The sequence below is a fragment of the Nocardia sp. NPDC101769 genome (assembly GCF_044766925.1).
In the GTDB taxonomy this organism is placed as follows: Bacteria; Actinomycetota; Actinomycetes; order Mycobacteriales; family Mycobacteriaceae; genus Nocardia.
Window position 1 is genome coordinate 90,205 of the sequence record NZ_JBIWMX010000002.1, and the last position, 14,547, is coordinate 104,751.

A 14,547-nucleotide genomic window follows, 5' to 3' on the forward strand; every position below is an offset into this window, starting at 1 on the left:
GAGCGGTATGCGAGCAGCGATTGTCTTCCCGGTACTGGCTGCCCTGTTTCTGACCGCGTGCGGCGCCACCTCCGGCACGACCGCGCCGAAGGTGGACTCTCCCGGAAAGCTGGTATCGCAGCGACCTATGGGCAATCTCGATCCCGCCCTGACGGCCGCGATGTCCTCGGCCACCTACATCCGCTACCGATCCACCTCCCCGGCAGGGAAGCCGATCGAGGTATCGGGCGCGATCTTCGTCCCCACCGGCGATGCCCCCGCCGGTGGCTGGCCCGTCATCGCCTTCGCGCACGGCACCTCCGGAGTCGTCAGCGCCTGCGCTCCCACCAATTCGCCCACCCTCTTCGGCTCGGCCTCCACGGTGGCCGGACTCCTGGCCGGGCACCGAGCCGTGGTGATGACCAACTATCAGGGCCTCGACGGCCCCGGCAACGCCCCGTACCTGGACTCCCGATCCTCCGGCTACGACGTCCTCGACTCGATCCGCGCCGCCCACTCCACCGGCCTCCCGCTGTCGTCCGACACCGTGCTCCTCGGCGTGTCCCAGGGCGGTCGCGCCGCCGAATCAGCCGCCGAAACCGCGAAATCCTATGCGCCGGACCTGAACCTCCACGGCGTCGTCCTCCTGTCACCCGCCCTGGAACTCCAGCTCGTCGACACCGTCCGCACCGGCACCCTCAACGCCCCCGACCAATACCTGATCATCCCGTATCTCGTTGCCGCAGTACGCGACACCACCCCCGGCTACCGCTACGACCAGGTCCTCCACGGCGACCTGCTCACCGCCGCACCTCATCTCGAATCCGCCTGCACCGGCACCCTCACCCCCGCCGACACAGCCCTCGGCCGGGCCGCCACCCCCGCCGAAGCATCCTTCACCGACGACGCCGCAGCCCGCCCGTTCGCCGACTTCCAATCCCGGACGAATCTCCCCCGATCCGCCACCCAGCTCCCCACCTACATAGTCCGCGGCGACGCCGACAAACTGGTCGACACCACCTGGTCCACCGCCGCAATTTCCAAAATGTGCGCCCTCGGCGCCCCGGTCCACGACCTCACGGCCCCCGGCGGCCACGACGCCCCCGCCACCGTCATACCTCAGTGGTCGTCCTGGATCGACGACCTGTTCGCGAACAAACCCTTTCAATCCACCTGCCCGCATTGACCCGGCGGCCTCGTCCACACCCCCGAGCAGCAAGATCAGGGAGCTCTCACTGCGGTGGCTCGGACAATTCCCGCGCTGAGAGCTCACTGCTCTCGATCGGGGTCAGGATCCGGCCCAGCTCAGCAGCTTGTCGAGCGGCCAGGTGTTGATGATGCGATCGTCGGGGACGCCGTTGTCGAGGGCGCGCTGGGCGCCGTAGCCGAGGAAGTCGAGTTGGCCGGGGGCGTGGGCGTCGGTGTCGATGGAGAAGTGGCAGCCCAGATCGAGGGCCAGGTTCAGGAGCTGGGTGGGTGGGTCTCGGCGTTCGGGGCGGGAGTTGATCTCGACTGCCACGCCCTGGTCGCGGCAGGCGGAAAAGACCTGTTCGGCATCGAATTTCGATTCCGGGCGGGTGCCGCGATTGCCTTCGACGAGGCGGCCGGTGCAGTGGCCGAGCACCGTGGCCCGGCCGCCGGATACCGCGCGCACCATGCGGCGGGTCATGGCGGCTGCGTCCATCTTCAGCTTGGAATGGACGCTGGCAACCACGATGTCGAGGCGATCGAGCAGGTCGGGTTCCTGGTCGAGTGCGCCGTCGTCGAGGATGTCGACCTCGATGCCGGTGAGAATGCGCATGGGCGCGAACCGGTCGCGGAGTTCGTCGATGACAGCCAGTTGCCGCCGCAGCCGATCCGGTGAGAGCCCGTTGGCGACGGTCAGGCGGGGGGAGTGGTCGGTGAGCGCGCAGTATTCGTGCCCCAGCGCCTGCGCGGTGGCCATCATCTCCGTGATGGACGCCGATCCGTCCGACCAGTTCGAATGCACGTGCAGGTCGCCCTTCAGTGCGGCCCGCAACTCGCCGCCCCCGAGATCCTTTGCGGCGGTCCGCAATTGGATCAGCGTGTCCGGCTCCCGCCCGGCCCACGCCTGCGCGATCACCGCCGCCGTCTTCGGCCCGATTCCCGGCAGCGACTGCCAGTCGCAGGCCCGCCCCAACCGTTCCCGTTCGGCATCGTCGAGACCCTCGACGATGTCGGCGGCATTGCGATAGGCCATCACCCGCCGGGAATCCTCCCGGGCCCGGTCCTTGAAGAACGCGATCATCCGCAACGCGACGACAGGATCCATGCCTTCAGTGTGCCCGCGGCGACGGGCGAATCGGCGGCGAGGCGGACATCGTGCCCGGTCTCAGGATCGGAAGGCGCGAGGGCATGGTCGCCAGGCGCGGCCAAGTGCCGGAGAGCCGCCACTCGTAACCGTCCGGATCCGTCCCGAGGGTGCAGGCGATGACGTTGCAGGCGTCGGACTGGCCGAGCGGGCCGACAGTGGCGACGATCCAGGCCGGGTCGGCGTCATGAGACTCGGTGACCACGGCCGGTCATGCCCGCGGTTCTCCATCGATGGTGATGGGGACGTGACGGCGCAGGAAGTCGAGCTGATCGGCGACCACGCGATCGAAGGCCGCGCCGCGGTAGATGTCGAAATGCCCGTCGGCGTAGGTGCGCACCTCACCGCGCGGCGCCCGGGCCGCACAGCGCAGCGTGGCCTTGGCCGGTGCGACGGAATCGGTTTCGCACACCGCGAACAGGATCGGCACCTCGATGCGGTCGGTGAACCGGCCGGGCCGATCGGTCAGGATGTCGAAGACGACGCGGGCCGCCGCCTCGTTGCGGAAGTCCGTGCCGGGCGGAACCAGTGCGAGATAGCCGGATTCGGCGTCGGGCGCGGTCATCAGGGCGGTGCCGTGCGCGGGCCCGGCGGTCGTGATCATGTGCGGCGCGCGGCCGAGCAGCGCACCGGCGACATCACGGACACCGGCGAGGGTGGCCTTGACCGAGTTGACCGGCGGAATGGCCAGGGTGGAGGCGATCCCGTCGGTGAACGGGCACTGGGCGATGGCCGCGACCAGTCCGGCCGGGCGCCGGGCCGCGGTGTAGATCGCGTGCCCGCCGCCGAAAGAGGTGCCCCAGGCCACGATTCGCGCGCCGTCGACCTGTGGCAGCTGCCGGGCGAAGGCGATCGCGGCCGCCCAGTCGGCGCGCTGCCTGCGGGTCGACAGCAGATATCGCGGCATGCCCTCGCTGTCGCCGAAGTGGCGATAGTCGAAGACCAGGCAGGCGTACCCGGCGGCGGTGAAACGCTCGGCGTAGGCGGCCAGGCCCATGGCGCGGATCGCGCCGAGCCCGTGCGCCATGACGATCACCGGCGGACGGGTCCCGGGCCGGTGCTCGGGCAGATAGAGGGTCGCCGCGCAGTGGTTACCGTCCTCGGACGGGAACCACACCTCGTGTTCGCTTGCGCCCGTGGTGTTCTCGTGCATCACGCCACCGCCTCGCCGTCGCGGGCGGGACGGGCGGCGGCGCTCGCGGTCGGGCGATCGACCCGGGAGAGCCCGCCCGGGCGTTGCGCGCCGCGGCGGCGTTCCAGCCGCAGATCGCGCATGTAGTCGTCGAAGTCGACCTGGATGGTGTGGCGCTTGGAGGCCACATAGCGACGCTGGATGCCGCGCTGGTGTGCGGTGATCTCCCGCTCCATCTCGGCCGGTCCGGGCAGGTGATAGCGGCCCCGCAGGTGGTCGGCGATGAGGTGGGCCTGGCGTTCGGCGATCGGCATGATCGCACCCAGCGGCTGCACCAGCCCCACGAAGTACAGGCCCGGCACCTCCGGATGGAAGACGCGGCGGTACAGGCGTATCCGATTGTCACCGGACGGGTCCAGGAAGCCGGGGTCGAAGAACGGGAAGCTGATCTTGTACCCGGTGCAGAAAACCACCAGATCCGCGGCCACCCGGCGGCCGTCGGCGAACACCACCTCGTCGCCGTCGAAGCGATCGATGGTCGGCATCGGCGTGATCGCCCCGTGCGCGAGCCGATCCAGGATCCGGCTCGACATGGTCGGATGCGCCTGGGCGAACTTGTGATTCGGCGCGGGCAGCCCGTAGCGGGTCATCGGCCCGGTCGCCGCGGCCATCAGCTTGCGGGCCAGCGGCCACCGCAGGAACGACGGGAACCATTCGGCCGCTCCGATCCGGTCGTACGGGCGGCCCCACACGTACTTCGGGATCACGTGCACCCCGCTGCGCGCCGAAAGATAGGTCTCCGCCGCGTGATACGAGGCATCGACGGCGATGTCCATCGCGGAGTTGCCCATGCCCAGCACCACCACCCGCTTGCCGGTCAGCTGCGCTTCCTCGGTGTAGGCGTGCGAATGCATGATCGCGCCGCGGAATTCGCTCGCGCCGGGGAACATCGGCTCGGGCAGGCGAGGATCCCAGTGGTGGCCGTTGGCGACCAGCACCGCGTCGTAGCCCACGGTCTCGCCGCTCGACAGCGTCACGCGGAAGGTGCCGTCGGGCAGCGGCTGCACGTGGTCGACCCCGGTGCGGAACCGGATGCGGTCGCCGAACCCGAAATGCCGCACATACGCATCGAAGTAGTCGGCGATCTGATCGTGGCGGGCGAAGTCGGGCAGGTACGCGGGCATGGGGAAGTCGCTGAACTCCATGCGCTGACGCGAGGTGTTGATGTGCAACGACCGGTACGCCGCCGACACCCCGTTGCTGTTGCCCCACACCCAGTTGCCGCCGACCCGGTCGGACAGCTCGTAGCAGTGCACGTCGATGCCGCGTTCGGCCAGCACCTTCACCGCCGCGATACCCGCGGAGCCCGCGCCGATGACGCAGACCCTCGGCTCGTCGGCGGCGCGGGCTTCCGGCTCGTTGGACTTGTTGGACATGATTCGGACTCCTTTATGACCAGTGGTCATATGACCGATGGTCACTGTAGGATCGAAACCGTCACACAGTCAATAGCCCGCGGGCAGAGGAGATCGGTGATGCCGACAGGGACATGGGACCGGCTCCCCGCGCCGCGCCGGGCCGCCGTGGTGGCCGCAGCCGAGGCCGAATTCGCCGCCCGCGGGTTCAGCGGCGGCAGTCTCAACACCATCTGCCGCGAGGCCGGCGTCTCCAAGGGCAGCCTGTTCCAGTACTTCGCCGACAAGGCCGACATGTACGTCTACCTGGCGGAACTGTCCAGCGAACGGATTCGCTCGGCCATGGAGGCGACCGCGAGCAAACTCGACTGGGAGGCTGACTTCTTCGGCTCCTTCGACGTCCTCCTCGAAGCATGGATCCGCTACTTCTACGACCATCCGCTCGAGCGCGCGATGACCGCCGCCGCCAACCTCGAACCCGACCCCGTGGCCCGCACCGCCGTCCGGGAATCCGTCAACCGCCATTACGTGGCCGTGCTGCAACCCCTCTTCGACGTGGCGACCGCGCAGGGCGCCCTCCGCCCCGGCGCCGACACCCAGGCCCTGCTCTCGCTGCTGCTCCTCATGCTGCCCCACCTGGCCCTCGCCCCCCACGTCCCCGGCCTGGACCCGCTGCTCGGCCTGGCCGAGGGCGGCGCCGACCACGCCGTCGCCACCGCGCACCGCTTGGTCACCACCGTGCTCGGCCCCTACCGCGGCGACAACTGACCCGGCGCCGGAAGGGATCTCGCGCGCCCGGCTGCTTCGTGGCGATCGGTAGGATCGGGACATGACCGAGCGCAAACCGCCCGGGCTCTCCTTCGAATCGTGGATCGACAAACAGGTCCGCGAGGCAACGGAGCGGGGCGAATTCGACAACCTGAAGGGCGCGGGCCGACCCATCCCGCCCGGCGCCGCCGATGAAGACTGGTGGCTGCGCAACTATCTGAAGCGTGAGGGGTTGGGCGGAGACGCCCTCCTCCCCGAATCGATCATCCTGCGCCGGGAACGTGAACGCATCCAGGAGACCGTCCGGGACATGTTCTCCGAGAGGGATGTTCGCGCTACGGTGGCCTCCCTCAACGACCGCATAGTCCAGTACCTTCGCATGCCCACCGGCCCCCACGTCCCTATCGGCCCCCTGAAGGTCGACGAGGTCGTCGAAACCTGGCGCGCCGAACACAAATCCGCCCGCCCGCCCCGCACCCCGACCCCGCCTCCAGTCGCCCCGGCCGAACGGCCATGGTGGCGGCGACTTTTCGGAAGCTGAGCCTTCCGTGGACGGCCTGCTGGTCCTGGTGAACGGCCTCCCTGGCGCAGGCAGGACCACCCTGGGCGCCGCCCTCGCCCGGTCCCTCGACGCCTGGTTCCTGTCCAAGGACGCCATCGGGGAAGCCTTGGCATCACCCTCGGAAACCATTCCACCCCACCGGAACTCGGCGGAATAGCGATGGACGCCGTCTGGTCCCCGGCCAAGGCATCCCCGGCCGATGTGGTCATCGACTCCTGGTGGTTCGCGCCCCGCGACCTGAACTTTGCCCGCATCGGAATCGAGCACACCGACGCTCACCATGTCGTCGAGATCTGGTGCGACGTGCCCGCCGCTATAGCCAAGGCGCGCTACGCATCCCGGCAACGCCGCCGATCGGACACGGGCCGGGCGGCGACTGCCGACAATGCCGGGTGTCGTTGCAACCGTTCGGATTCCGCTATGGGTGAAGGCGGGTGGCGGCTACTGGAGTTCGCGGCCCGAGTCGTGGCCTGCGATGGCGCTGCGGCGGAGGAATCCCGCGATGAGCTGGAGTTGTTCGGTCGTGTAGTCGGCGCAGATCTCGTCCAGTGAGCTGTTCATGCCCGAAAGTAGTTGGTAGAGCTCGCCGAGACGGTCGGGGAGGGTGCGGACCACGACCGAGCGCCGGTCGGCGGCGGCGCGTTCGCGGACGATCCAGCCGCCGCGCTCCAGCCGGTCGAGGATGCCGGTCAGAGTGGCCGGGTGCAGTCCCGCGGCGCGGGCCAGTGCGGTGGGGCTGATGGGGCCCTGGCTGTTGATCACGTCGAGGCAGTCGACGTCGACGTCGCGCAGTTCCAGGCGCACCCCGACTTGACGGTTGAGCATGGCCAGGTTGCTACGCAGCCCGCGCATCGCGCCCTTGATGTCGCCCGCGGCGCGCCGCCGCAGCCGGGCTTCCTCGCGATCCGCCGCAGCACCCACCACGCCTCCCATCGGCTCGTATGAGATTCGTACTTTACGTCACCCGTACTCGGCCCCCGGATGGGCCTCATCTGCGGAAGTGCTAACGCGTGAGTGATCCAGCTCACTTTGTAGTATGAAATTCGTAGCATCTACTATTCGAATTATATGATAATCGTACAAAGATTGGAGTTCACGATGATCGTCATCACCGGGGCGACGGGAGTCGTCGGCCGCGAAACCATCCAGCTCCTACTGGAATCCGGGCAGCAGGTGACCGCCGTCAGCCGGGATCCGCAGCGGGCGGCGCTGCCCCCGGATGTGCGCGTGGTCGGCAGGAATCCCTCGGACCCGCGCTCGCTGGGCCCGGTGTGGGACGGCGCGGAAGCGGTGCTGATCAGCCCGCGCGCGGTCGGAGCGGCGGCCGCTGACCTACTGGCCGCGGCCGCCGCGGCGGGCGTGCGCCGCGCTGTGGTCATCTCGGCGCTGACGGTGCAGTACCCGGCGGGAGAAGCGCGCTTCGCCGACGGATTCCGGGCCGCGGAACAGGCCGCGCGGGACTCCGGCCTGGACTGGACGGCCTTACGCTGCGCGGACTTCGACGTCAACGCGCTGGCCTGGGCCCCGCAGATCCGCGCCACCGGAACCGTCCGCGGCGCGTACGCCGAGGCGGCCACCTCACCGATCCACCAGCGCGATATCGCCGCCGTCGCGGTTCGCGCGCTCACCGAATCGGGCCATGACGGACGCGCTTACGTCCTCACCGGCCCGGAGTCACTCGACCAACGCGACAAGGTGCGCATCCTGGGCAAGGCCCTCGGCGTCGATCTGTCATTCGCCGAAGTCGCGCCGGACCAGGTGCGGGCCGCGCTGCTGAACCAGGGCCTGCCCGAGGAGGTTCCGGCCCGGCTGCTCGGCTCGCTCGCCGACTACGCCCGCACCCCCGGCCCCACCACCGGCATCGTCGCGGAATTGCTGGGCCGGTCTGCGCTCACCTTCGCGCAGTGGGCCGACGAGAACGCCTCCGCATTCCAGAACTGAAGGGACCCACCGATGTCCGTCGACTCCCCGTCGAATTCCGAACTTATCGACTTCACGCCGATGTATGCCACCCACAATGCTTTTCGCCGCGATCTGGGGCGTTTGCGCGAGGCCGCCGACGCCGGTCGGATGGACGCCCCGGGCGTGCGGGCGGGCTGGGCGAACTTCAAACGCCAACTGGACGTGCACCATTCGGTCGAGGACGTGGTGCTGTGGCCCGCACTGCACCGCGCGGTGGTCGGCCGTCCCGTCGAACTCGCGCTCATCGCCGATATGGAGGCCGAGCACGCGCACTTGGATCCGCTGCTGGCGAGCCTGGACGAGGCCATCGCACGCCGAGCCCCGGATCTCGGTGTGCGAGTCCTGGAGCTGACCGAAGTCCTCGGTAATCACATGCGGCACGAGGAGATTGCCGCCCTACCGCTCATCCAGCAGGAGCTGACGGCCGCGGACTGGGCGGCCTTCCGCTCCGCGATGGCCCGGCGACAGGGCCCCTCCGGCGCGGCCGTCTACATCCCGTGGATCCTCGACGACGTCACCCCTGAGGAGCGCCATGCGTTCCTGGCCGCCATGCCCGCCCCGGTCGGCATCCTGAATCGCATGGCGTTCCAACCCCTTTACCGCCGCAGTCGCCTGTGGCGATAGGAGTACTCACGGGGTCGGGACGGCCAGTGGCAGGGCGGGCGGGAAGATCACCGGAACCGCGGCGGGCGAGCGATGGAACGCGCTCGGCCGCCATTCGAGTTGGTCTGCGGGCATGGCCAATTCGATCTCGGGTAGCACGTCCAGCAGTTGGTCCAGAGCCTCCTGCACGATGACCAGTGTCACGGATTGGGCCGGGCACGACCGTGATCCAGCGCCCCACGCCAGATGCGAGCGGTTGCCGACCCGTTCGCCCGCCACCGCCGGATCGGAATTGCATCCGGTCGAGCTGATGATGACCGGTTGGTCGGCCGGCAGCCACACATTCTCGACCAGCTGCGGTTGCCGGGGATAGCGGGCGCAGGAGTTGGCCAGCGGGGGATTGACGAACAACACCTCGTCGATCGCGTCCCGCACGGGCAACGCACCGGCGAGTAGATCATCGTGGAACTGCTTGTCCGTCAACATCAACAGCACCGTGTTGACGATCAGATTCCAGGTGGGTTCGCTGCCGCGGGCATAGAGGACCGCGAGCTGCGCCACGATCTCGGCGTCGTCGAGCCCGGCCGGGTGCGAGATGAGCCGCGAGATCACGTCCGCGCCGGGTTCGCGCCGCTTGGCGGAGACCGCCTCCAGCAGGTCTCCGGTCAGACGCTGGTTGTAGCGGTCCGAGGTTTCCTCGTCGGGGGCATCGCGCAGGACGGACATCGCGGTGAACACCCGCTCGCCGACCTCCTGGGACAGGCCGAGCAGATTGTTGACCACCCGCACGGTCAGCGGCACCGCGAACTGGTCGAGCAGGTCCGCCTTTCCCGCACTGCAGAATTCGTTGATCAACGGCACCGCGGCCGCCTCGACCTCGCGCCGCAGTGTGAACAGATCGACGGCGCGCAGCGCCTCGAGGTAGGCGAGCCGATAGCGCGTGCGGTGTTCGTCCTCCGCCCCGGAACCGATCGTCCCCCACTCCATGATCGGCAGGACGGGACAGTTCTCGGGGAGACTCGACTCCCAGGCTCTCGGATCGGCGGGAAAACGGTCCGGATCACTCAAAATGCGCAGTGCCGCACGGTATCCGATCACCAGCGTAGCCGAGACTCCCGTCGCCACCTCGACCGGGACGAGGTGGCCGTGCTCGCGCCGCATCCGGTCGTACGCGGTGCGGGGGTCGGCGGTGAACTCGGGCGAATACAGCCTCATGCGGCCTCGAACACGTTAGTTACCAAGGTGTAGCTCCCATGGACGGATGGAATGCGACCAGTTCCACGACCCCCGGTGCAACGATCACACAGGATCGAGAACGGTCGGTATTGCTGCTGGAATGCTGGTTGGCGCGTATCCGCTTGCCGAGCAATCGGATACATCGATGCCGTCTTCGGGCCGCCAGCGGCACTCCCGCTTCGAGTCAATGATCAGCGTGCACTTCCCCCGATATGTTCACCCACGAGAAACGTTTCGCTGGAACATGTTTCGGCGATATGGGAATCGTACCGCAAACCTCGATGAAGTCGCAGCGGGCTCCGAGGTGGAGGGTTGCGTCCCCGATCGCCGCCGGTCACGGCCGCAACCACCGCCAATTGCCGAGGCCCGGAAACGTTGAGTCCCACACCGGTTCGGCCGCAACGGCTCGAGCGTTCAGACCGATGTTGCAGCACGTTCACCACTGTGTGAACTACAAACTCTCGCGGCATCGGCCGAAGCGCGATCGGGGCACCCCACACGGCCGAGGAGCCGGGCCGGACGGCGGCGGAGGGCTAGGCTCGGGACGTGCCGACTCTGTTGATCATTCATCACACGCCGTCACCGTTCATGCAGGAGATGTTCGAGGCGGTGGTGGCGGGCGCCACGGATCCCGAGATCGAAGGGGTCGACGTCGTGCGGCGGGCCGCCCTGGGCGTGACAGCGAGTGATGTGCTCGCGGCGGACGGGTATCTGCTGGGGACGCCCGCGAATCTCGGCTATATGAGCGGAGCGCTCAAGCACGCATTCGACACCTTCTATTACCCGTGCCTGGATTCGACCAGGGGCCGGCCCTACGGGCTGTACATCCACGGGAATCAAGGGACCGAGGGAGCCGAGCGGAGTATCGAGAGCGCGACGACCGGACTCGGCTGGGAGAAAGCGGCCGCGACGGTGATCGTGCTGGCGAAGCCGGAGAAGGCGGAGATCGAGCGCTGCTGGGAACTGGGGGCGACCATCGCCGCACAGCTGATGGGGTGAGCCCCCGATTTCTGGTGGCTGACACATTCGGTGGCTCGCCGGTCATACTCGTGGGGGCGTTCTCGGGGAACGTCACTTGGGAGTGTGGAAGAGGTGACGGCCGCCGTGGAGGCGCAAGAGTCGGGGATACGCCGCATCGGGCTGGTCGAGGACCATGAGTCGGTGGCGATCGGGTTGTCGGCCATGCTGGCCCCCGAAGCCGATCTGGAGTTGGTGATCACGGCGGGGACCGTGGCGGAATTGCTCTCGGCGGGGCCGCGATTGGATCTGGTGGTGCTGGATCTGCGGCTCGCGGACGGGTCCTCACCCGATGACAATGTGCGGGCGCTGCGGGCGCGGGGGATCGAGGTGCTGGTGTTCACCGGGGCCGACAACCCGTTCCTGGTCCGGTCGGCCGCGCGGGCGGGCGTGCTGGGTGTGGTGCGCAAGTCCGAGGACATGCCGACGGTGGTCGCGGCCGTGCGCCGCGCCGCGCACGGCGAACAGGTGGTGACCACCGACTGGGCCGCCGCCATCGACGGCGACCCGCAGCTGTCCGATGTCGGGCTGAGCCCACGCCAGCAGCAGGTACTGCAGCTGTACGCGTCGGGGGAGAAGGCCTCGCGGGTCGCGCGCATGACCGGCCTGTCCGAGCAGACCGTCAACGACTACCTGGGCCGCATCCGGCAGAAGTACGCAGACGCCGGCCGCCCGGCCCCCACCAAGACCGATCTGTACAAGCGGGCCGTCGAGGACGGGTGGCTGCCCGTTCCCGAGCGGAATCCGCGCACATGACCGCCTCGGGCGCCCTGGAATCCCCGGCCGCACCCCGGCCGATGCTGCCGTCCCTCGCGGCACTCACCCAGCGCCTGCGCAGCCGCCTGAGCATGCGGGAGGACCCGGCCACCGCCGCCTACGACCGCATCATGCGGCGGTTGGGCATCTCCATCGGTATCGCGGGGATGATCTTCGGCGGCGTGGAACTGCCGGAGGCCGCGGAGCAGGGCCGGTACGCGCCCGCGTGGTGGACGGTGACCGCGGTGGTGCTGGCCTTCGGCTGGTATCCGGTGATCGCCGTGGTGTCCGCGGTCTCCGGGCCGCGCGCGACCCGCTTCGTCTGTGGTTGTGCCGCCGTCGGTTTCCTCGGCGCGCTGGCCTCCATCCCGTTCGGGCTGGAAATGCATACCGTCGACTCGACGACGGTATGGCTGTACCGGGTGACTCCGGTGGCGGTGACCGCGGCGGTCCTCGCCTGGCCCACCCGGTTGACCGTGACCTACCTGCTGGGCACCTCCGTGGCCGCGGCCACGGCCACGGTGTACACGGTGACGGCGGCGACCCCACAGAATGTGGGCGAGAACTTCCTGCGTGAAGCGGGTTTGGCGGCCCTGTGCGTCTGGTGCGGCACCGCGGCCACGGGCGCCGCCGCCCGCGTCGATCGCGAGTCGGCGATTGCCAGCCGCCGCGCCGCCGCCCAGGCCGCCGCGCAGGCCCGCGCCCGCGAACGCGCCCGCTTCGCCGCGCTCATCCACGACGCCGTGCTCTCCACCCTCCTGGAAGCGTCACGCGCTGGCACCCAATCCGATGTGCTGCAACGCCAAGCCGAACGCACCCTCGAGCAGCTCTACGAATGCCGCGGCGAGGAAAGAGATCCCGACCTGCTCGATGCCCGCTCGGCTGTGCTGTTCCTGCGAGCCGCTGTGCAGGAGATCAATCCCAGCGTTCGCTTCGCCACCCGCACCTGGCCCGGCTACGACGACCTGCGCATGCCCGTGCACTCGGCGAGCACCATCGCCGCCGCCCTCACCGAGGCCGTGCGAAACAGCCTGCGCCACGCCGCCGTTGCGGGCCGCGAGGTACGCCGCACTGTCACCGCAACCGTCAGCGCGGGCAGCATCCGCATCGTTTTCACCGATGACGGCGCGGGCTTCGACCTCGCCGCCGTCTCCGCCGACCGGCTCGGCATCTCCATGAGCATCCTGGGCCGCATGCGTCAGCTCGCGGGCGGCTCGGCGTTCGTTGAAACCCAACCGGGCGAAGGCACCACCGTGACTCTCGTGTGGGGTGGCGATGGTTCCCGCTGACCACCCGCTCGATCTGGACCCGCGCTTCGGGCTGCGCGATCTGCTGGGCTTGCGCGGCAGCGCCGCCTGGCTGTTCCTGCTGATCCTGGAAGCCGTGATCGCGCTGTACATGATGCGCAATTTCGGCGAGTCCCCGCTGTGGGCGGCGTTCGCGAGCCTGGTGCTCATGCTCAGCGCGGGCGCGCTCGTCACCGCGATTCCGGTTGACCCGCTGCCGATCCCGGTCGCGCTGTACGCTGCCGCCGCGCCGCCGATCGCCACAACGCTGACCGTCATGACGCCCGAACACGATCTCGTGCACGAGACGGTGTGGTCGGCCTTCGCGTCCTCGTACGTCCTCGCGGTCCTGGTGCTGCGCGGCCGGATTCGCACCGCCTGGGTCGGCGTTACGGCCGTCGCGACGGTGCTGGTGTCGATCGGATTGATCGGCGGCCATCTGCAACCCGGCACCCTGGTCGGCTCCCTGGTCCCGGTCGGCACCGTCACCGCCATCTCGGTGTTCACCGCGGTCATGCGCCCCATGCAGCGGTCGCTGCGCATCCTGCGCGAGGACGCCATGATGCGCGCCGCGGCCGAGGCCACCATGGCCGCCGCCGACAGTGAACGCACGCGTCAGCTCGCCCGCCTGGACCGGGTGGCCCGGCCGATCCTGGAACGCATCGCCGACGGCGCGGAGCTGACCGCCGCCGAACGTGAGGAGTGCCGGCTGCTGGAAGCCGAACTCCGCGACGGCCTGCGCGCACCGCAGCTGGTCACCGACGAGCTCAGCGGCGCGGCCCGGGGTGCGCGGGCGCGTGGCGTGGAGGTCGTGCTCCTCGACGACGGCGGTTTCACGGGCGTCCCCGAATGGGTCCGCAAGCGCGTGATCGATGCCGCCACAAGGGAACTCGACGCCATCAATGCCGGCCGCATCACGGTCCGGGTGCTGCCGCTGGGGCGGCACGTACTCGCCACCGTGCTGGCGACGGCCCCCGACGAGGACCGCCGCACCGAGATCGACACCGACGGCAAGGTCACGACCATCACCGATTGAGCGGTCATGGAGCGTCGCAGCGGCCCGGGCCACCGCGCTTCATCTGGTCGCGCAGCGCGGACTGAACGGTGGTCGACAGCCACGAGTTCAGCGACTGGCCGCTCTGCGCGGCCGCCTCCTCGGCACGGGCCTTGATCTGCTCGACCAGACGCAGCGTCACCCGGCTGATGTCGCCGGTGACCTCGTCGAAGGTGGGGTGTTCCTCTTCGCCCGCGGTCTTGCGCACGTCGATGTGGGCGTCGGTCCCGTCGACCGACACGTGCACCGTGCGGTCGGGGAGGGTCGCGCTCACCTCGGCGGCCAGTTCCGAAAGAGCGGCCAGCAACACCAGCCGGGCGGAGTGCTCGGTGGCGGCGGCCAGGGCGGCGGCCGTAGCGTGGGTTTTCTCATCGCCGAGTGCTGCGGCGGCGATGAGGTTCTCGCGCAGCTGGGCGGTGTATTTGTTGAGATCCATGACACCAGT

The 14,547-nt window shown here is 69.1% G+C and carries 17 protein-coding genes; 10 read left to right on the forward strand and 7 right to left on the reverse strand.

The annotated features are described in order from the left end of the window. Nucleotides 1-7: 7 nt before the first annotated feature. A complete protein-coding gene (locus tag ACIRRA_RS03365) occupies nucleotides 8-1,165 on the forward strand; it encodes a lipase family protein (RefSeq protein WP_402762470.1) in 1,158 nt (385 codons plus the stop codon). Between the two features lie 102 nt (nucleotides 1,166-1,267). On the opposite strand, the gene ACIRRA_RS03370 is transcribed toward ACIRRA_RS03365, so the two are convergent. Genes ACIRRA_RS03370 through ACIRRA_RS03385 form a run of 4 tightly spaced genes read right to left on the reverse strand, consistent with a single transcriptional unit; the run spans nucleotide 1,268 to nucleotide 4,879 of the window. Next, on the reverse strand, nucleotides 1,268-2,272 hold the full coding sequence (locus tag ACIRRA_RS03370) for a PHP domain-containing protein (RefSeq protein ID WP_402762472.1): 1,005 nt from the start codon (nucleotides 2,270-2,272) through the stop codon (nucleotides 1,268-1,270). A gap of 4 nt (nucleotides 2,273-2,276) precedes the next feature. Beyond that, nucleotides 2,277-2,516 carry a hypothetical protein gene (locus ACIRRA_RS03375; RefSeq protein ID WP_402762475.1) on the reverse strand — a complete coding sequence of 80 codons (240 nt, stop codon included), beginning with the start codon at nucleotides 2,514-2,516 and terminating at the stop codon, nucleotides 2,277-2,279. Between the two features lie 6 nt (nucleotides 2,517-2,522). After that, complete coding sequence (locus tag ACIRRA_RS03380) at nucleotides 2,523-3,464, reverse strand: alpha/beta hydrolase (protein ID WP_402762478.1); 942 nt, start codon at nucleotides 3,462-3,464, stop codon at nucleotides 2,523-2,525. Then, complete coding sequence (locus ACIRRA_RS03385) at nucleotides 3,464-4,879, reverse strand: flavin-containing monooxygenase (protein WP_402762481.1); 1,416 nt, start codon at nucleotides 4,877-4,879, stop codon at nucleotides 3,464-3,466. The genes ACIRRA_RS03380 and ACIRRA_RS03385 overlap by 1 nt, the downstream gene beginning before the upstream one ends. 99 nt (nucleotides 4,880-4,978) lie before the next feature. Between ACIRRA_RS03385 and ACIRRA_RS03390 the strand changes: the two genes are divergently transcribed. The 3 genes from ACIRRA_RS03390 (at nucleotide 4,979) to ACIRRA_RS03400 (ending at nucleotide 6,345) form a co-directional block, all read left to right on the forward strand. After that, a complete protein-coding gene (locus tag ACIRRA_RS03390) occupies nucleotides 4,979-5,626 on the forward strand; it encodes a TetR/AcrR family transcriptional regulator (protein WP_402762484.1) in 648 nt (215 codons plus the stop codon). Between the two features lie 61 nt (nucleotides 5,627-5,687). Further along, complete coding sequence (locus ACIRRA_RS03395; RefSeq protein WP_402762486.1) at nucleotides 5,688-6,167, forward strand: DUF1992 domain-containing protein; 480 nt, start codon at nucleotides 5,688-5,690, stop codon at nucleotides 6,165-6,167. A 7-nt stretch (nucleotides 6,168-6,174) separates the two neighbouring features. After that, a complete protein-coding gene (locus tag ACIRRA_RS03400; protein WP_402762489.1) occupies nucleotides 6,175-6,345 on the forward strand; it encodes a hypothetical protein in 171 nt (56 codons plus the stop codon). A gap of 284 nt (nucleotides 6,346-6,629) precedes the next feature. On the opposite strand, the gene ACIRRA_RS03405 is transcribed toward ACIRRA_RS03400, so the two are convergent. Beyond that, the gene (locus tag ACIRRA_RS03405; protein WP_357006861.1) at nucleotides 6,630-7,109 is read right to left on the reverse strand and encodes a MarR family transcriptional regulator; all 480 of its coding nucleotides are present in this window, start codon (nucleotides 7,107-7,109) and stop codon (nucleotides 6,630-6,632) included. Between the two features lie 177 nt (nucleotides 7,110-7,286). On the opposite strand from ACIRRA_RS03405, the gene ACIRRA_RS03410 reads away from it, so the two are divergent. Both ACIRRA_RS03410 and ACIRRA_RS03415 read left to right on the forward strand, forming a co-directional pair. Beyond that, nucleotides 7,287-8,129, forward strand: coding sequence for an NAD(P)H-binding protein (locus ACIRRA_RS03410; RefSeq protein WP_402762492.1), 843 nt, complete (start codon nucleotides 7,287-7,289; stop codon nucleotides 8,127-8,129). 12 nt (nucleotides 8,130-8,141) lie between these two features. Then, nucleotides 8,142-8,774, forward strand: coding sequence for a hemerythrin domain-containing protein (locus ACIRRA_RS03415; protein WP_402762495.1), 633 nt, complete (start codon nucleotides 8,142-8,144; stop codon nucleotides 8,772-8,774). 6 nt (nucleotides 8,775-8,780) lie between these two features. Here ACIRRA_RS03415 and ACIRRA_RS03420 read toward each other — a convergent pair whose 3' ends face one another. After that, the gene (locus tag ACIRRA_RS03420; protein WP_402762497.1) at nucleotides 8,781-9,968 is read right to left on the reverse strand and encodes a cytochrome P450; all 1,188 of its coding nucleotides are present in this window, start codon (nucleotides 9,966-9,968) and stop codon (nucleotides 8,781-8,783) included. Nucleotides 9,969-10,535: 567 nt separating this feature from the next. Between ACIRRA_RS03420 and ACIRRA_RS03425 the strand changes: the two genes are divergently transcribed. From ACIRRA_RS03425 to ACIRRA_RS03440, 4 genes are all read left to right on the forward strand, one after another. Continuing rightward, nucleotides 10,536-10,988: a flavodoxin family protein gene (locus ACIRRA_RS03425; RefSeq protein ID WP_402762500.1), complete on the forward strand. Its 453-nt coding sequence runs from the start codon at nucleotides 10,536-10,538 to the stop codon at nucleotides 10,986-10,988. A gap of 105 nt (nucleotides 10,989-11,093) precedes the next feature. Next, nucleotides 11,094-11,762 (forward strand): LuxR C-terminal-related transcriptional regulator, encoded by a 669-nt coding sequence (locus tag ACIRRA_RS03430; RefSeq protein ID WP_402763668.1) that lies wholly within the window; start codon nucleotides 11,094-11,096, stop codon nucleotides 11,760-11,762. Then, nucleotides 11,759-13,051: a sensor histidine kinase gene (locus ACIRRA_RS03435; RefSeq protein WP_402762503.1), complete on the forward strand. Its 1,293-nt coding sequence runs from the start codon at nucleotides 11,759-11,761 to the stop codon at nucleotides 13,049-13,051. The genes ACIRRA_RS03430 and ACIRRA_RS03435 overlap by 4 nt, the downstream gene beginning before the upstream one ends. Next, nucleotides 13,038-14,084, forward strand: coding sequence for a hypothetical protein (locus ACIRRA_RS03440; RefSeq protein ID WP_402762505.1), 1,047 nt, complete (start codon nucleotides 13,038-13,040; stop codon nucleotides 14,082-14,084). Before ACIRRA_RS03435 ends, ACIRRA_RS03440 begins: the two co-directional genes overlap by 14 nt. A 4-nt stretch (nucleotides 14,085-14,088) precedes the next feature. Here the strand turns inward: ACIRRA_RS03440 and ACIRRA_RS03445 are convergent, their stop codons facing one another. Next, the gene (locus ACIRRA_RS03445; RefSeq protein WP_402762508.1) at nucleotides 14,089-14,538 is read right to left on the reverse strand and encodes a hypothetical protein; all 450 of its coding nucleotides are present in this window, start codon (nucleotides 14,536-14,538) and stop codon (nucleotides 14,089-14,091) included. Nucleotides 14,539-14,547: the final 9 nt, after the last annotated feature.

What these genes read in the sequence shown, in the direction of transcription:
- ACIRRA_RS03440 (WP_402762505.1), top strand. Translation starts at nt 13,038, where the DNA reads ATGGTTCCCGCTGACCACCCGCTCGATCTGGACCCGCGCTTCGGGCTG.
- ACIRRA_RS03385 (WP_402762481.1), bottom strand. Translation starts at nt 4,879, where the DNA reads ATGTCCAACAAGTCCAACGAGCCGGAAGCCCGCGCCGCCGACGAGCCG.
- ACIRRA_RS03380 (WP_402762478.1), bottom strand. Translation starts at nt 3,464, where the DNA reads ATGCACGAGAACACCACGGGCGCAAGCGAACACGAGGTGTGGTTCCCG.
- ACIRRA_RS03370 (WP_402762472.1), bottom strand. Translation starts at nt 2,272, where the DNA reads ATGGATCCTGTCGTCGCGTTGCGGATGATCGCGTTCTTCAAGGACCGG.
- ACIRRA_RS03415 (WP_402762495.1), top strand. Translation starts at nt 8,142, where the DNA reads ATGTCCGTCGACTCCCCGTCGAATTCCGAACTTATCGACTTCACGCCG.
- ACIRRA_RS03420 (WP_402762497.1), bottom strand. Translation starts at nt 9,968, where the DNA reads ATGAGGCTGTATTCGCCCGAGTTCACCGCCGACCCCCGCACCGCGTAC.
- ACIRRA_RS03435 (WP_402762503.1), top strand. Translation starts at nt 11,759, where the DNA reads ATGACCGCCTCGGGCGCCCTGGAATCCCCGGCCGCACCCCGGCCGATG.
- ACIRRA_RS03390 (WP_402762484.1), top strand. Translation starts at nt 4,979, where the DNA reads ATGCCGACAGGGACATGGGACCGGCTCCCCGCGCCGCGCCGGGCCGCC.
- ACIRRA_RS03365 (WP_402762470.1), top strand. Translation starts at nt 8, where the DNA reads ATGCGAGCAGCGATTGTCTTCCCGGTACTGGCTGCCCTGTTTCTGACC.
- ACIRRA_RS03395 (WP_402762486.1), top strand. Translation starts at nt 5,688, where the DNA reads ATGACCGAGCGCAAACCGCCCGGGCTCTCCTTCGAATCGTGGATCGAC.
- ACIRRA_RS03445 (WP_402762508.1), bottom strand. Translation starts at nt 14,538, where the DNA reads ATGGATCTCAACAAATACACCGCCCAGCTGCGCGAGAACCTCATCGCC.
- ACIRRA_RS03410 (WP_402762492.1), top strand. Translation starts at nt 7,287, where the DNA reads ATGATCGTCATCACCGGGGCGACGGGAGTCGTCGGCCGCGAAACCATC.